Annotated in this window: 15 protein-coding genes; 4 read left to right on the plus strand and 11 right to left on the minus strand. The window is 38.5% G+C overall.

Annotated features, from left to right (window positions below; genetic code table 11):
* Positions 1-19 precede the first annotated feature (19 nt).
* The 5 genes from SFA27_RS11015 to SFA27_RS11035 all read right to left on the minus strand — a co-directional run bounded on the left by SFA27_RS11015 (position 20) and on the right by SFA27_RS11035 (position 5,674).
* Positions 20-1,285, minus strand: coding sequence for an NAD(P)/FAD-dependent oxidoreductase (locus SFA27_RS11015; RefSeq protein ID WP_407298073.1), 1,266 nt, complete (start codon positions 1,283-1,285; stop codon positions 20-22).
* A gap of 8 nt (positions 1,286-1,293) precedes the next feature.
* Complete coding sequence (locus SFA27_RS11020; RefSeq protein ID WP_407298074.1) at positions 1,294-2,292, minus strand: 4-hydroxyproline epimerase; 999 nt, start codon at positions 2,290-2,292, stop codon at positions 1,294-1,296.
* Positions 2,289-3,779: an aldehyde dehydrogenase (NADP(+)) gene (locus SFA27_RS11025; protein WP_407298075.1), complete on the minus strand. Its 1,491-nt coding sequence runs from the start codon at positions 3,777-3,779 to the stop codon at positions 2,289-2,291. Before SFA27_RS11025 ends, SFA27_RS11020 begins: the two co-directional genes overlap by 4 nt.
* Before the next feature lie 16 nt (positions 3,780-3,795).
* Positions 3,796-4,701, minus strand: a complete 906-nt coding sequence (locus tag SFA27_RS11030; RefSeq protein ID WP_407298076.1) for a dihydrodipicolinate synthase family protein — start codon at positions 4,699-4,701, stop codon at positions 3,796-3,798.
* A 91-nt stretch (positions 4,702-4,792) separates the two neighbouring features.
* Positions 4,793-5,674: an AraC family transcriptional regulator gene (locus SFA27_RS11035; RefSeq protein WP_407298077.1), complete on the minus strand. Its 882-nt coding sequence runs from the start codon at positions 5,672-5,674 to the stop codon at positions 4,793-4,795.
* A gap of 184 nt (positions 5,675-5,858) precedes the next feature.
* On the opposite strand from SFA27_RS11035, the gene SFA27_RS11040 reads away from it, so the two are divergent.
* Both SFA27_RS11040 and SFA27_RS11045 read left to right on the plus strand, forming a co-directional pair.
* Positions 5,859-7,250, plus strand: a complete 1,392-nt coding sequence (locus tag SFA27_RS11040) for an aminopeptidase P family protein (protein ID WP_407298078.1) — start codon at positions 5,859-5,861, stop codon at positions 7,248-7,250.
* 9 nt (positions 7,251-7,259) lie between these two features.
* Positions 7,260-9,431 (plus strand): DPP IV N-terminal domain-containing protein, encoded by a 2,172-nt coding sequence (locus tag SFA27_RS11045; RefSeq protein WP_407298079.1) that lies wholly within the window; start codon positions 7,260-7,262, stop codon positions 9,429-9,431.
* Between the two features lie 55 nt (positions 9,432-9,486).
* On the opposite strand, the gene SFA27_RS11050 is transcribed toward SFA27_RS11045, so the two are convergent.
* Positions 9,487-9,912, minus strand: coding sequence for a hypothetical protein (locus tag SFA27_RS11050; protein WP_047374740.1), 426 nt, complete (start codon positions 9,910-9,912; stop codon positions 9,487-9,489).
* Between the two features lie 126 nt (positions 9,913-10,038).
* Here SFA27_RS11050 and SFA27_RS11055 point away from each other — a divergent pair, with 126 nt between their 5' ends.
* Positions 10,039-10,644: a DNA-3-methyladenine glycosylase gene (locus tag SFA27_RS11055; RefSeq protein ID WP_407298080.1), complete on the plus strand. Its 606-nt coding sequence runs from the start codon at positions 10,039-10,041 to the stop codon at positions 10,642-10,644.
* Positions 10,645-10,735: 91 nt separating this feature from the next.
* Here the strand turns inward: SFA27_RS11055 and SFA27_RS11060 are convergent, their stop codons facing one another.
* The 3 genes from SFA27_RS11060 to mug form a co-directional block, all read right to left on the minus strand.
* Complete coding sequence (locus tag SFA27_RS11060) at positions 10,736-12,616, minus strand: hypothetical protein (RefSeq protein WP_407298081.1); 1,881 nt, start codon at positions 12,614-12,616, stop codon at positions 10,736-10,738.
* A gap of 13 nt (positions 12,617-12,629) precedes the next feature.
* Positions 12,630-13,529, minus strand: a complete 900-nt coding sequence (locus SFA27_RS11065; protein WP_407298082.1) for a T9SS type A sorting domain-containing protein — start codon at positions 13,527-13,529, stop codon at positions 12,630-12,632.
* Positions 13,530-13,707: 178 nt separating this feature from the next.
* Positions 13,708-14,244 (minus strand): G/U mismatch-specific DNA glycosylase, encoded by a 537-nt coding sequence (gene mug, locus SFA27_RS11070; protein ID WP_407298083.1) that lies wholly within the window; start codon positions 14,242-14,244, stop codon positions 13,708-13,710.
* Between the two features lie 296 nt (positions 14,245-14,540).
* On the opposite strand from mug, the gene SFA27_RS11075 reads away from it, so the two are divergent.
* Complete coding sequence (locus SFA27_RS11075; protein WP_047374748.1) at positions 14,541-14,858, plus strand: multidrug efflux SMR transporter; 318 nt, start codon at positions 14,541-14,543, stop codon at positions 14,856-14,858.
* Between the two features lie 377 nt (positions 14,859-15,235).
* Here the strand turns inward: SFA27_RS11075 and SFA27_RS11080 are convergent, their stop codons facing one another.
* Positions 15,236-15,937 carry a LytR/AlgR family response regulator transcription factor gene (locus SFA27_RS11080; RefSeq protein WP_407298084.1) on the minus strand — a complete coding sequence of 234 codons (702 nt, stop codon included), beginning with the start codon at positions 15,935-15,937 and terminating at the stop codon, positions 15,236-15,238.
* Positions 15,918-17,000, minus strand: a complete 1,083-nt coding sequence (locus SFA27_RS11085; RefSeq protein WP_156118353.1) for a sensor histidine kinase — start codon at positions 16,998-17,000, stop codon at positions 15,918-15,920. Before SFA27_RS11085 ends, SFA27_RS11080 begins: the two co-directional genes overlap by 20 nt.
* Positions 17,001-17,102 lie beyond the last annotated feature (102 nt).

The raw sequence follows: 17,102 nt of genomic DNA on the forward strand, positions 1-17,102 counted from the left end.
GTGTGTTATGTGGTGTTTTCTAACTAAATCTTTCAGGGTTGAATATCTTTATCTCAACCGTTGGCTTTTGGTCATTGGCAAGTTCTGAAACTGTTTTTCCAAAAATGGGTCCTAAACTTAAACCCATCATACCGCCGCCGCCTGCTATAATCAGGTTTTTTAATTGGGAAGATTGTCCTAAATAAGGCAGTCCATCCGGTGCGCAGGGCCTGTAGCCGAACCAGATTTCAGATTCTTTTTTGTAATGTATCTGAAAGTCAGGTAAATATTGAGGAATAGACCGGACGATACCTTCTACTCTTTTCATGTTAATTTTATCATGATGGGAAGCCAGTTCCATAGTTCCACCGAAGCGGATCTGACCATTCATAGGAGTGACAGCCACTCTTGCTTCCAGTAATAAAGCTGCATGGTTCAGGGTATTAACCGGATTTTCAGGGGTATGCATGAAAGAATATCCTTTTCCAGGCATTAATTGAATTTTGATTCCTGCTTTCTGAGCCAGTTCAGGGAGAAATGAGCCTCCGGTCATGACGAAACGGTCTGCTGTAAACTTTTTATCATTGGCAATTACTGCTTTAATCATGTTTTCTGATGTTTCAAATCCGGTTACCTTGTGATGGGTATGAAAAACGACACCATTATTTTTAAGATAAGAGATCATCTGCTTCATCAGTTTCATCGGATTCATATGGCCGTCACATTTATAATTGACCCCGCCAATAACGTCCAGCCGGATATTGGGCTCGAGTTCCTGAATTCCTTTTTTGTCCAGAATATCAACAGGTAATCCCATACTGATTGCTTTATGAGCAAGTTCTATCTCCTCTTCTGCTACTTTCTCCATTTTATAGAGCATTAAAATGCCATTTTGATTAAGCTCAAAATCAAATTCATCCTTTGAGGCAATCTCATTATACAGTTTGCTGCTCGCAAGATTAAGATCCCGGATAGCAGCTGCGGAATAATCAACATGTTTTTGGTTAGAATGTTTCAAAAACTTCAATCCCCAGGAGAACAAATCTGTATTCAATGAAGGCTTTACATAAAACGGACTTTTGCTATCAAACATCCAACGGATTCCCTGTGCAACAACTCCTGGCGCGGCTAATGGAGTAAAGTGGCTGGGCACAATCATCCCCGCATTACCATAAGAACAATTGTTGGAAAGATCATTCTGTTCCAGAATTTCTACACTCCAGCCTTTCTGTAAAAGATAATAAGCGGAGCTTAAACCAGCTATTCCTGCACCAATAATGAGTGCTTTTCCTTTATTCTGTGTCATATGTTTGTTTACATTACCTGAAATCCCTGCCAGTAAGGATCTTCATCGTCAATAATAATATGATTATAACCTGTAATTCTTGCCCAACCTTCTACTGACGGAATAATTGCAGATTTCCCGTCTACAGTATCCGTTCCTTCAATTCTTCCTATAAACTGGGATCCGATATAGCTTTCATGGATAAATTCTTCTCCTTCTTTTAATTTTCCTTTAGCATACCATTGAGCCATTCTTGCAGAAGTACCTGTTCCGCATGGTGAACGGTCCAGAGCATTCTCTCCCACTAAAACAGCATTTCGTCCACTTGCTTTGGGATCTTTGGGATTACCTGTCCATTGAATATGGCTTAATCCGGTAATGTGTTCGTTCTCAGGATGAATAAATTGGTATTTTTCATTAAGTAATTGTCTGATGATTTTTCCATAATGAATAAGCTGGCTGGCTGTAAAATCAGAAATATCCCTGAAATTTTCCTGGGGGTCTATAATAGCGTAAAAATTTCCGCCATAAGCTATATCAGCTTTTATCAATCCGAGATCAGGGCATTCCACTTCCAGATTTTCAGCATACAAAAAGGATTTTACGTTGGTTAATTTTACAGAGGTTACTTTTTTACCTTCCTGTACATAATCGATGAGAATAAGTCCTGCTGGTGTTTCAAGGCGCAGCTTTCCGGGGACTTTAGGGAAAACCAGACCTTCTTCTATGGCAATCGTTACGGTTCCTATTGTTCCGTGTCCGCACATGGGTAGACATCCACTGGTTTCAATATATAATACTCCGATATCGTTTTCTTCGCTAAAAGGCGGATACAAAATACTTCCACTCATCATATCATGACCACGGGGTTCAAACATGAGTCCTTTCCGGATCCAGTCGTATTCTTTCATAAAATGAAGCCTGCGCTCCATCATGGATTTTCCTTTTAAAATGGGGCCTCCTCCCGCAACAAGACGTACAGGGCAGCCACAGGTATGCGAATCTATACAAAAAAATGTTCTGTTCATGTTGTCTGTAATATTAATGATCCTGAATTCATTTCTCCATCTACTAGTCTGCTGATCTGTAGAGGATTTTCATTCTTAAGCTCTTCCGGCAAAAATTCATCCGGCCAGTTTTGGAAAGAAACAGGGCGGATAAACCTCTTGACCGCATCCGGGCCTACAGAGGTAAAGCGGGAATCAGTAGTGGAAGGAAAAGGACCTCCATGCTGCATGGCATAAACAACTTCTACTCCTGTAGGCATTCCGTTGAACAGTAATCTTCCACATTTATCCTTCAGAAAGTTGATCAGCATAAAATGATTCCGGAGGTCTTCATCGGTAGCTGCTACGGTAATGGTTAACTGTCCTTTCAGCTGTTGAGCAACATTCATTATTTCTTCATCCGTTTCACATGCTACAATAATACCAAATGGGCCAAAGACTTCTTCACTCAATACAGGATTATTCATGAAGTTTCTGGCATTGGTTTTTATAACGGAAGCGCTTCCCAGACAGTCTTCTGTTTCTTTATTTACTGATGCAATTAATTCAACATCAGGTTGTTCTGTTGCGATTTTTTTGTTTTTTTCGAAACTTTCAAATATCCCTTTGTGAAGCATATTAGCGGGAGCAACCTTCTGAATTTCATCTTTTAAAGTATTGATAAAGCGGTCAAGAGAATTCCCTTTCAATGCAATAAACACTCCCGGATTTGTACAAAACTGTCCTACTCCTAACGTTAAAGAAGTAATATATTCTTTTGCTAATATTTCTGCTTTGTTTTCAAGCAGTTGTTTCAGCGCAAATACAGGATTGATACTTCCCATTTCTGCAAATACGGGAATAGGATTTTCACGAAGGTTCGCAATATCAAACAGGGCTTTTCCTCCATTGAATGAACCGGTAAATGCAACAGCCCGTATATCCGGATGCTGAGTCAAATAAGTCCCAATATCATAGGATGCTCCGGTAATATGGCTAAAGATCCCTTCAGGCCATTCGAATGCTGTAACAGCAGCCGTGATAGCATCAGCCATCATTTGTGAAGTCTCAGAATGTGCCGGATGAGCCTTTACAATGACTGGGCAGCCTGCCCCAATGGCACTCGCTGTATCACCGCCCGCTGTAGAAAAAGCAAACGGAAAATTACTGGCTCCGAAAACAACTACAGGGCCTATTCCTACATTGTATTTTCTGATATCTCCTTTTTGCCAGTCAGGTTGTGCAAGATCAATTCGTGGTTCTGTATATGTTCCTGTGGCTACAGCTTTTGCATAGCTTCTCCATTGTCCCGTTGTTCTTGCTTTTTCACCGGTAAGCCTTGCTAAAGGAAGTGAGGTTTCAGCATGAGCCGTTGTCAAAAGTTCTTCTCCCAGTGCTTCAATCTGGTCGGCAACTGCGTTCATAAAGGCTGCCCGTTCTTTTACAGTGGTATTTTTCAGAAACTGATAGGCTTCGGCAGCCATCTGAATTCTCCTCTCAATATTTTGTGTTGATGTTTCTTCAATCATAGTTTTTTTTCTGAGGTTAATCTAATGCCGGTCGGTTGGCTATGCCGTCTTCAATGATCTTTTTAACTTTTTCAGCTTCCTCGCCATGTAGCTCCAGACGTGGCGCTCTTACGTAAGGACTGCTTATTCCTTCTGCTGTAGCAGCCAGCTTGATGTACTGGATAAGTTTAGGGTGAATATCGAGTTCCAGTAATGGCATAAACCATCTGTAGATTGCTACGGCTTTGTCATATTGACCTGCTTTAACGTAGTTGTACATAGCCATTGTTTCATTGGGAAAAGCATCCACAAGGCCAGCTACAAGGCCATCGGCTCCAAGCATAAGGGTTTCCAGGCAAATGGTGTCTACTCCGCCAAGGATTTTGATTCTTTTTCCAAAACGGTTAATCATTCTGGTTACATTCGCAAGATCTCTTGTAGATTCTTTAACAGCCTGTATGGTTGGATATTCAATAAGCTCTTCAAACATTTCAAGGGAAACATATATTCCATAATCTACAGGATTATTGTAAATGAGGATAGGAAGATCTGTAGCAGAAGCTACGGCTTTGAAATATTCAACAACTTCATGGCTATCAGCTTTATAACGCATTGGAGGAAGGAGCATCAGACCATCTGCACCAAATTCTTTTGCTTTCTTAGCAAAGGTTACTGCATTTTTGGTAGTATTTTCGGAAAGGTTAAGAATAACTGGAATTCTTCCCTGTGTTATTTTTTTTGCATATTTCAGCAGCTCAAATTTTTCTTCAGTTTCCAAAGCACTGGCTTCACCTAATGTTCCTGCGAGAATGATTCCGTGAACACCTGCTTGGATCTGGGCTTCTGTATTGAGAGCAAACATTTCAAAGTCTATCTCACCTTCTTTGGTAAAAGGAGTTAATACAGCAGGATAAATACCTTCCCAGTTTAGTTTTGTACTCATATCAAATAATATTTATCCAAAACTAGCAGAATTTCAAAACGGTAAATGTTAATATTTTAATAGATATTAACCGTATTTTAACAGGTTGTTTTTATTGCTCTATGGTAGCCTCTTTATAGTGTTTAAGGTATTCTTTAGGTGAATATTTCATAATGGACTTGAAAACCCGGTTAAAATTGGTAAGGCTGTTGAACCCACTATTAAAAGCAACAGAAGAAATACTGTACATGCTGCTGGATGTCAAAAGTTTGCAGGCTCTTTGTACGCGAAGCTCATTAAGATACTCAATATAAGTAATGCGGGTACGTTTTTTAAAAGAGCGGCAAAAAGCCTGAGGAGTCATACAGGCTTCTTTGGCAATAAGGTCGAGGGTAAGTTTAGTTTGGGCAAAATTCTTCTTAATAAAAGTCTGGGCATCTATAATTCTTTGATCATAGTCTGAAATATGATCAGGCAGCTTCTTTTCTGCGGATAAAGGGATGTGGAGATGCCTGTTTTGCATAAGGTGACTCAAAATCCTGATAAAATCTATGATCTGGTCTACTCCTTCTGTTTTTTGTAATGCTGCAATGTTTTCCCCGATGCTTATTTTTAATTTAGGAGTCACCTGGAAGCCTACTTCTGAATGGGCAATAAAATTTTTAAGTTCTCCGAATTCCGGTAAGTCGAAAAATGCTGCAATTTTTTTATAAGGATCAAAAAAAATAGAGATAGAATGAACTTTTTGTTTTTCATTTTTATCAAAATTGCCCCTGAAAACATGTGATTGATTAGCGCCAAGATAGAAAATGTCACCTGCCTCAAAATTAAAGAGGTTTTGTTCTATAGCCAGTGTTCCATGTCCTTTAATAATCCACATGATCTGGGTTTCTGTATGGCGATGGAAGTAAGGATAGAAATTGGGCATTATATCTTCCTGAATGCGGATGCTTTTGTTCGTGTCGGCAGGGACTGAAAACTGGAGACTCTTCATTGAATCAGTATTTTATGAGCTAATGTATTTAAAAGGTTAAAATATGACCGAATTTAAGCAAAATATGAACACTGGATATCATATTAAAATCCAAACTTTACATTATCTTTATTTTCACGAATAAAGAGCGGTCAATAGTACAAAATCGTAACTTTAAAGCTTTAAATTAAAAAGTATTCATAATATGTTTTCAACACAAACCTATCAGGATAGAAGAACAGTATTAAAAAATAATGTTGCCAACGGAATTTTATTGTTTTTGGGAAATATAGAGAACCCTGTGAATTTTGAACACAATCCTTATTATTTCCGTCAGGACAGTACTTATCTATATTATTTCGGAATTCAGGAATCCCGTATTGCTGCCATTATTGATATTGATGAAAATAAGACTATTATTTTCGGAGATGAATTAAGTATAGATGATATTGTATGGATGGGCAGACAGGAAACACTGAAAGAGAAAAGTCTGAAATCCGGAGTACAGGAAACTTTGCCCTATGCAGAACTTGCTCAATATATTCTAAAAGTACAGGCTTCCGGCAGAAAGGTACATTATCTTCCTCCATATCAGTCTTCCAATAAAATTTTGCTTGCCGATCTTCTAGGTATTAAAATAGCAGCATTACAGCCTTCTGTAGAGATGATTAAAGCCATTGTAAAGCAACGTTCAATCAAAGAATCTCAGGAAATCGTACAGATAGAACAGGCGGTGAATGTATCCAATGAAATGCATCTGCTGGCAATGCGTCTGGCTAAACCAGGTGTTAAAGAATATGAAATTGCCAATGCCATCCAATATCTGGCAGCCAATAAAGAATGTAAGATGTCCTACCCTCCGATTGTAACCATAAACGGAGGAATTCTGCATAATCATTATCGTCTCAATACTTTGAAAGAGGGAGATCTTTTCCTTAATGATTCCGGAGCGGAAACTGCAATGGGATATGCGGGAGACCTTACCAGAACGTTTCCTGTGAGCAAAACTTTCAGTACAAAACAAAAGGAAATGTATGAAGTTGTACTGAATGCTTTCAACAATGCCCAGCAGCTTCTGAAACCTGGAGTTAAGTTCAGGGATATTCACCTGAAAGCCTCACAGCATCTTGTAGAAGGTCTTATTGATCTTGGATTGATGAAAGGCAATCCTGAAGAAGCGGTACATAACCATGCTCATACCCTGTTTTTCCAATGCGGATTGGGGCACATGATGGGACTTGATGTCCATGATATGGAAGATCTTGGAGAACAGTATATTGGTTATACCGAAGAAGAACCAAAGGATACCAAAACATTCGGTCTTAAATCTTTACGTTTGGGGAAAGCCCTTGAATCCGGATTTGTAGTGACCGTTGAACCCGGCATTTACATGATTCCGGAACTGATTGACATCTGGCAGGCTGAAAATAAAAATGCAGATTTTATCAATTACGATAAAGTAAATGAATACCGAAACTTCGGAGGAATCCGTGTGGAAGATGACTTCCTGATTACAGATAACGGGTACAGACTTCTGGGGAACGGACTGATTAAAACGGTTGAAGAAATTGAAAATTACAGAGCTGAAATTAATTAAAAACTATCTATGAAGAACATAAAAAAACTAACAGCTATTGCATTATACTTCCTGTGTCTGTCACCATTGGCAGCACAAAAAACACAATGGACTCCGGATGGCAATGCCTATTATTCGTTTACTAAAAAAGGAGTTGAAATTGTTGATGTGCTGCATCCCGGAAAAGACCAGACCCTTTTAAACAGCAATGAACTGGTTCCTGCAGGAAGTTCTGAAGCACTGCAGGTACAAAGTTTTCAGGTATCTCCGGATGACAAAAGTTTATTACTCTTTGCCAATACCAAGAAAGTATGGAGAGACAACACCCGTGGAGACTACTGGATTTTCGATAAAAACACTAAAAAGCTTACCCGGCTTGGAAAAGGCTTGCCAGCTTCATCACTGATGTTTGCAAAATATTCACCCGATGGCAAAAAAGTAGCGTATGTATCTAAACACAATATTTATGTTGAAGATCTTTCAAATAACCAGCTTACCAAGATCACTACCGATGGCACAGACGGAATGATTAACGGTACTTTCGACTGGGTATATGAAGAGGAGTTTGGGACTCAGGATGGTTTCCGATGGTCACCCGACGGAAACAAAATTGCTTACTGGAAACTGGATGCGCGAGGCACAAAAAACTTCCTGATGATTAATAATACAGACAGCCTGTATTCATTTACAGTTCCTGTAGAGTATCCCAAAGTGGGTGAAAATCCCTCAGGATGTAGTATCTGGTTCTATGACCTTGCTTCCAAATCTTCAAAGAAAGCTGATATTGCAGGAGATGAAATGCAAAACTATATTCCGAGAATGGAATGGGTACTGGATTCTAAATCCGTTATTCTGCAGCAATTGAACAGAAAACAGAATCAAAGTAAAATCATCGTGGCAGATGCCAGTTCCGGAAACAGTAAAACCATTCATACGGAAAAAGATGCTGCATGGATTGATATAAAGTCCCGCTGGAATGACAATGATCCGAAGGGCTGGGACTGGATTGATAATGGAAAAGAATTTCTATGGCTTTCTGAGAAAGACGGATGGAGACATATTTATAAAATAGATATGAACGGTAAGGAAACATTGATTACGAAAGATGCCTTCGATGTGATTAAGCCGGAATTTTTTGATGTTCAGAACAAACAGATTTACTTCTTAGCTTCCCCAAATAATGCCACTCAGAAATACCTGTATAAAGTAAGTATGAAAGGAGGAAATGCCCAAAAAGTAACCCCGGCATCCTATACAGGTTCTAATAGTTATACCATATCGCCTAATGGAAAGATTGCTATGTTTACCAATAACAGTATCAATGCATTTTCCGCAGATGCAGTAATATCACTTCCGGAGCATAAAGAGCTTGTAGCTGCCAAAAGATCTGCAAAGGCTGATCCAGCTAAGTCTAAAGCTGAATTTTTTCAGATTACGACACAGGATGGTATTACATTAGATGGCTGGGTAGTAAAGCCTAAAAATTTTGACCCCAATAAAAAATATCCTATCGTTTTTACAGTGTATGGAGAACCCGCTATGCAAACGGTAACAGACGAATTTTATACCGGTTGGAATTGGTTATATGCCGGAGATATGGCTGAAGACGGCTATCTGTATGTTTCTCTCGAAAACCGTGGAACACCTGCTCCAAGAGGTCGTGAATGGAGAAAATCGGTGTATCGTAAAATAGGACAGCTTAATATCCGTGATCAGGCAATGGGTGCCAAAGCTTTGTTTGCAAAATGGCCTTATGTAGATACTTCAAGGGTTGCCGTATGGGGATGGAGCGGCGGAGGTTCATCTACCCTGAATCTTTTAGGGCAATATCCTGATATTTACCAGACGGGGATTGCAATTGCTCCCGTTGCTAATCAGTTATTCTATGACAATATCTACCAGGAAAGATATATGGGGCTTCCACAGGAAAACCGAGAAGATTTTGTCAATGGATCTCCATTGGCTTATGCTAAAAATTTAAAAGGAAATCTTCTGCTGGTTCACGGAACCGGCGATGATAATGTACATTACCAGAATACAGAAGTATACATCAACGAACTGGTAAAATACAATAAGCAGTTTCAGCTGATGTCCTATCCTAACCGTACTCATTCTATTGACGAAGGAGAAGGAACATCACTGCACTTGACTACCATGTTTACAAAATATCTGAAAGAGCACTGTCCTCCCGGAGGAAGATAAGATCATCTATAAAAAAGTCTCACCGTAATGTGGGACTTTTTTATGTTGAAGATGTTTATTTTCTTTTAAATACAATCGTCCAGGTTATCTGAAAGGGCTCTCCTTTATATTTGTCAGTTTCTTTCATGACAATTTTCATGGTTGTTTTGTCTAGTTGAGTGATTTCAAACTTTCTCTCATAATTACCCCCGTCAAATAAAGATAAGATTTTGTCTTCAGAATGTAATTCATACGAAAAATAAAGCTGTCCGCTATCAATAATGGAGCCGTCTGCATTAAACTGCATGAGGTCACTGCGGTTTAATTGATAATTTTTTACTGTCCGCTTTCCGTTTGCTTCAATTCCTTCAGTAGAGGAAAGTATAGGCTGCCATTTTCCGACAATCATTTTTTGATAAGATTGCTGATAAGGAATATTGAATGACAATGCTGCCAGACAAAAAGTAAAGATAAACAGTGTCAGATTAAAGGATTTCATCATAATTTTGCTTTTAGGTTGGGTGAATATCAATCACTCATTTCAAATGTAGTGACAATCTGTTTAACTTTATGAAAATTGTTTTTATATCCTTATTTTTAACCTGTTAAATTCATAAAACCCAATCATTTGAAACTGCCACTCTCCTATTATTCCAATCAAGATGTTCTTTTTCTGGCTCAGGATCTTCTGGGGAAAATTCTTTTTACAGCTATTAATGGTGAAACAACAGCCGGAATTATTGTAGAAACGGAAGCCTATTTCGGAGTACTGGATAAAGCCTCCCATGCTTATGGCGGCCGGCAGACAGACCGCACTGAAACATTGTATAGTCATGGTGGTATTTCTTATGTTTATTTATGTTATGGGATTCATCATCTGTTCAATATTGTAACCTCTGTAAAAGACGAGCCTCACGCGGTATTAATCAGAGCTGTTGAACCACTGATAGGAAAAGATATCATGGAATTCAGACGGAATATGCCTGCTGATAAAGCGGCTATTTCTTCCGGCCCCGGATCTGTAGCCAAAGCCTTAGGGATTGATAAATCTTTTAATAAAAAAAATATGGATGGAAATGAAATATGGATTGAAGATCACGAAATTCAATATGCTCCTGATGATATTATAAAAGCTCCCCGTATAGGTGTTGCTTATGCCCAGGAAGATGCACTTTTACCCTGGCGATTTTTTGTAAAAGGGAACAAATATGTAAGTAAACCCAATAAAGCGTAAGAGTTGCTCTTTAATACAGCCTTAAGAGCAAAAAGAAATCCCGACACAAAATAGATCGGGATTTTTTATAATGTTGAATCTGAAAATCAAATTACTGTATAAAAGTTACATCACCTTTGAAATTTTCACTGCCAGTACAATTGGTCAGCTTAAGATTCCAGGAATATACTCCGGGAATATTGACATATGGTCCAGGGTTGCCATTTGCATCAGGAGTGTATCTTCCATCCCATCTGATCTGGCCATTATAAAAACCGAGACATGTTGTTTCATATTTGTAGTAAACACGGGTTCCCCAGCGGTCATACACACTAAGTTCATACGAATAGGCATTGTATGCGGGTATGGCATATTGGTTCATCATCGTGTTATAAATAACAAATGGATTGGTCACAGACATCCCTGTAGGTTTAAACAAGCCTGGAAAAGCCCCTGTAAAAACCGGAGGAGTGATTGTTGCCGTATTCGTTCCGCAAACACTTGTGACAGTTACTGTTGAGGCTGTATTTCCTGTAACGGCAGAGGTATCACTTGTACTGCCTGTATTCCAGGAATACTTAATGCTGTTTGTAGCCTGCTGCATATGGAAGTTGTAATCAGGACCTACTTCAGTTTCATTACCGCAAAGCTTGATCCACGGATCAAATTTCACAGTGCCTGACCCTGTACAATTATTATAACTTACACAGCCAAAAGCACCTCTGACATTCTGAATAAGAGTAACATATACCCACTGTGAATTTTTACAGCCGTTATATTCAAATTCGATTCTGTATTTGGTACACTTGGTAGGAGTCACAGTGATATCATTAGAAGGAACAAATGGTCCGCCAATAGGTCCGGTAAATGATAAGCTGCCATTACCTATAAAATTCCCTGCTTCATCATACCATTTGTAACTGGTGACTGTACCATTACCAGGAGCGGTAACATTAGCCCTCAATTTAATACTTGAACCACAGCAGATGACCTTATTGCTCGTCTGAATGGGAGGAAATTCTATTTTAACAATTTTGGAAATCACTACCCAGCCACTGGTACAGTTACGAACCTGTAGGGTGACTTTATAATAATGTCCGCTTTGTAAATTTATCCCGCTGGACCGTAAGCTGTAGGTTCCTGCCGGCCCATTACGTATGACTGCAAAAGGCGGAGTTCCAATGAGGTTCCCTATGGCATCACATTCCTGGGCAAACCATACATATTGAGATTCATTGGTTGTGCGGCTTCCGCTAAAAAGAATGGGGTCATCAATATTGCATACTGTAGAAGGTCCTACAAGTACTGGTACAGGAGGTACCGGCTTGCAAAGCGCATCAATATAGGCATAGCCAAAATGTCCGCTATCTCTGCAGTCTGCAGTTGCAAAATAGATGGTCAGCTGCTGGCCGACATCCTGAGAAGGGATAGGAAGACATAAGGTCTGCCACTCCTTCCACGAGAGAGGTTCACCATTATAGCTTGTGGTTTGAAGGAATGGATCAGCTACGTTGCTGCCGTTAATTTTAACAGGTCCAATGACCAGATTACCAGGTGCTGTACTGCTGGCAAGGTCGTTAGTTCTGCTTACCCAGTAACTGAAAAATCCATTGATCATAGAATCGCTGTGGGCTCCCTGCAAAACCAAAGCATACATAAATGATATAGAACTTCCTGCTGTGAAAGTATAAGACATGATTTCCGCACCGTTCATAGCGGTAGAATTTCCTAATCTGAAAGCACTGCTGCCCTCTCCCACCATTGGTAGAGAAGCTCCTAATATGGGGTCATTGCCTATTCCCGTCACGGTATGCTGGGTAGGTGAAAGACTGGGAGTAAAGGTTGATAAATTTAGTGTTCCTGTTGTGTTGCTTCCAACATAAGTCTGCCAGTTGCTGAAATTACCCATTTCAGCATCACCGTTGGGACATTGGGCATTAATGCATGTCATGCTCCATAACATGCAGGTTAAAAGTATAATTAGTTTTTTCATAATTGACTGCATTTTATTGAACAATGATTTTTTGAGTTACAGGCGCCTGTCCCTGAGCATTGAACTGAATCAGATAGTTGCCGGCCGGAAGATTGATGTTATGCTGTGTTGTATGTTTTCCGCTCTTGATCTGCTTACCGCTGAATATAGTATCTGCAGTACGGCCATTCATATCTATGATCTGAAGACTGGCCTGGCTCTCTTTTTCCACCTGATAAGTAATATTAATCACATGTTTGGCAGGATTGGGAGCGACAAGCAGAGGAAATGTAACAAGGGATTTCCCTTTGCTGACAACTTTATACTCAGATTTTAAAAATCCTACAGTCCGGTCAATATAATATACGGTTGCAATAGTATTTCCTGAAGCATCACGGAAGAGATAATAAGCATTGTCATAGTAGTAATCAATATCTGCATCCTTTAAGGTGTACTGATCGATGATTTCATCAACCCGGATGTTCTCGTGCTTTTGTCCGTCAAAAATAACATTCTGGTTGTCATAATGGCGAACCTGAGGATTGTGTCCGGAAGGAGGTTTTGCCCCCTCATTTAAAAAAAGATCAGCAGGGAAATAGTCCTGCCCTGTTAATACCTCTTTGATTTCTTTTGACCGAAGCTCAATAGGAGCCGTATTTGCTGATCTTCGCTGAATATCGCTGGAAAAACTATTCCTTTCTTTACCATACAAAGAAACAACCTGATCAGCCGGGTAAGGTTTTTCATTCACAGGCTCACTGATTCTGGATTGTGCTCTGAATTGAGATGAGAATACCGTAATAAGGGCCGAACAGAGTAAAAATCGGTTCAGTTTTTTGAAGCATTGCTGTGGTATGCCTGAGCATAGATCCCCTGTTGTTGAATCCAATAAAACAAAATGTCTTTTAATGAATTCGCACTCTTTTGTTTTCATAATACTATTTAATGGTTTGAGTTTTAAATGTATCAAACAATCAAATATCTGGGGAGGATGAATAATTAACTGGGAGAATCAGATTAGTAAATGTATTGTTTTTTCCCTTAAGTGTGATTTTGGTGGTGTAGATGTAAAAGATAGGGTACAAAAATTGAAAAGCAGTTTTGTCACTCTCCTATTGTATTTCTGATATTGTCTGTGATGAGTTCTGATTATTTTTAATAGCCTGATAAAAACTGCTGTAACAGGAAACAAGATCAGCAAGTGAAAATCCACGGTTCAGACCGCTGGTATTCGGTAAAACCCATACCTTGGCTCCACAGAAATCTTCTTCCTGTAGCCCCCATAGAATTTCTTTCTTTTTAGAAAAAGCCTTGTAAGCAGCTTTGCCGAGAAAGACCACATATTGGGGTTGATATGCTGTTATTTTTATCTTAAAAGTGTCCAGAGCATCATCAAACTCATCTTTTGAAAGTTCGTCAGCGCGGGAGGTTGCTCTTGCGACAGCCGTTGTGAGTCCCAATCCGTAATCAAGAATAGATGTATCATTCTCTGCTTCAATTTCATAAGGAGTAAAACCTGACTGATGAAGAACCTTCCAGAAACGATTACTCTTTCCTGAAAAATGATGTCCGTCATTGGAGGATTTTAACCCGGGATTGATTCCACAAAAAATAACGTTAAGATGAACGGCAATGATGTCTGTTAACATAATTTAAATGACTGGATTTATAGAAATAAAATACTTCCTTATTTTCTTTTTATGCTATAAAGATATCAATATTAAAACTATTCAGACTTACCATTTCGTTCAGAAGTATTGAACGGTTCACAGTCTGTTTGATACACTCTATCTCTGTTTTTTGTAGGGTCACACAGTTTATTTTATTGAACGTGAACAGATAATGGTAATTTTGCAGTAGTAATTGAGATGGGATCTTTTATTGTGAAGAACTCATTTTTAATGACGGTCTTTCAATAACGGCAACATCATTAAAAATAAATAGTATGAACTGGATTGCATTAATTATCGCAGGAATTTTTGAAATTGGATGGCCTTTAGGACTTAAATTATCTCAACAACCGGAAAATAATAAATGGAGCTGGATCATATTTTCAATCGTATGTATGACCGTTAGCGGCGGATTTCTCTGGTACGCTCAGAAAAGCATCCCTATTGGAACAGCCTATGCAGTATGGACTGGAATTGGTGCTGTAGGAACTTTATTGGTCGGGATTCTGTTTTTCCAGGACTCAGCAAGTATTTTAAGATTGCTCTCTGCATTACTGATTGTTGTAGGAATAGTTGGGCTCAAAATATTTTAAAATAAGATATTCCTCTAAAAAAAATTGGCTTAAGATTATTACTAATCATTAAGCCAATCATCATTCAACATTAGCATAATAAACTAACCACATTTATCTCATTTGGTTTTCTATAATTCCGGTGATTCTACTTTCATTCCAGACTTTTTTAATCAGGAATAAAAATATCTTTTGTCAGGTAAATTTGGATAAATTATGAAGATTTTAGGGAAAGATATATATCAACAACACGATAAAATCTACTAAAATTATAAACTGTGAAACAGAAACTATACAATTTCCATTTTCCTGAATTTTAATTTGAACGGCTGAAAATTGCCCTCTCTCGGAGGGGTGGCAAAAATTTAAAATTTTTGACGGGGTGGTTTAAACGCTTTTTAAATCTCCAACAACGGCTTGTACGTCCTCCCCACAGGAAGTTTTTTCCCATTAATCTGAATAATATTGGCTGACTTGACTTCTATTTTGCCTTTTGAAATGATATAAGACTTATGAATGCGGATAAACATTTTGGGGTTTAAAATCTCTTCTATTTTACTGATAGGCATTTTAAAAGTGAGAGTCTCTGATTTTGTATGGATATGAATGTATTCTCTTAGGCTCTCGATGTAGAAAATGTCCTGCAGAATGATTTTAACCTGCTTTTTTCCACTGTTGATGAAGATATAATCACGTTCAGACATTTCCAGTAAAGCATCCTCTGCTTCCATTAAATATTTGAACTTCCCAATGGCCGTCAGAAAACGATCATACGGAATAGGTTTCATCAGATAATCTGCAATATCAAGTTCGTAGCCTTCCACCGCATACTGATGATAGGCCGTGGTAACAATAACTAATGGAGGATTTTTTATTTTTCTCAGAAAGTCAAAGCCTTTTACAACAGGTAGATGGAGGTCCAAAAACATAAGATCAACCTCATGAATGCTTAAAAGATTACTGGCATGTACAGCATCTGCACATTTTCCTATAAGATTCAGTTCCGGATCTCTGGAAATAAAACTTTCCAGAATTTCTGCGGCAATAGGCTCATCTTCTACAATAATGCAGTTGTATTTTTTAGAGGCTGGGTGTGTCATGGAAATCTATGATTAATGTTACACTATAGCGGTCACTTTGATCTTCCACAGAAAGTATGTGTTGAGGATAAAGCAGTTCAAGTTGTCTCCGGATATTTTTCTGCCCTATTTTTGTGGAATGTGCATGAAGTTTTTCTTCTTTGGAATTTTCTATGAAATAAGTAAGAATTCCATTTTTCAACCGGATATCGATAGTAATAAATGTTTCGCCTAAACTTTCAGAAACGCCATGTTTGAAGGCATTTTCTACAAATTGTATCAAAATCAGCGGAGAGATTTCCTGGGAAGGATTGTCAATATCTTCAGTAAAGTTGATGGTAAGATGGCGGTGGCGGATTTTCTGGATCTGTATGAAATCTTTGATGTTTTCAATATCCTTGCCGAGAGAAATGCTTTTTTCAGCTGCTTCATAGATATTATACCGCATTATTTTGGAAAGCTGAAGGATAACATCCGGAGTTTCATCAGCTTTTTTCAGAGCCAGTCCATAAATATTATTGAGGGTATTAAACAGAAAATGCGGATTGATTTGTGCCTTCAGCATCGTGAGTTCCTGATCCAGTTTTTCAGACTTTAACTGGGAGATCTGTTCTTTCAGGAGATTTTTCTGTCGGGTAATTTCAACCCCGAAAATCAGACCTACCATAAAAATCAGATCCATAAAAGAATTGAATGCCACATAGCCATTGATGAACCCTGACGGATATTTTCCATCCAAAGTTTCTGTAATTCCATAAATATAGGGATAAATGATAAAATGCGTTAAAAAGCGATGCCCCAAAACAGCAGTGATCACAATAAAAATATAGAGAATGTATTTGAAAACAACATTAGTATGAACTTTTTCAAATACATACAGCAAAGCATAGGCAAGCGGTATTTTAATTAAAAGATATCCTAGCTCCAGGATCAGAGTATTCACAAGTCTTATTGACCATTTGAAATCCGGAAACTGATACCTGGACCAATAAAAGTCAAGGTAAACTTCAAGGATATAATACAATATCCAAAACAGCAAATGAATCTGCCATTTAGATATTTTGTATGATTTCAGGTGGGTCATGATTTTAAGAATACAAAGTACTATTAGTTCAATCAAATATAGAAATATATGTCGACCAAATTAAGGTAATGATCTACAAACTACACTATTTGAGTTGTATTC

This window comes from Chryseobacterium sp. HR92 (assembly GCF_045689405.1).
In the GTDB taxonomy this organism is placed as follows: domain Bacteria; phylum Bacteroidota; class Bacteroidia; order Flavobacteriales; family Weeksellaceae; genus Chryseobacterium; species Chryseobacterium viscerum_A.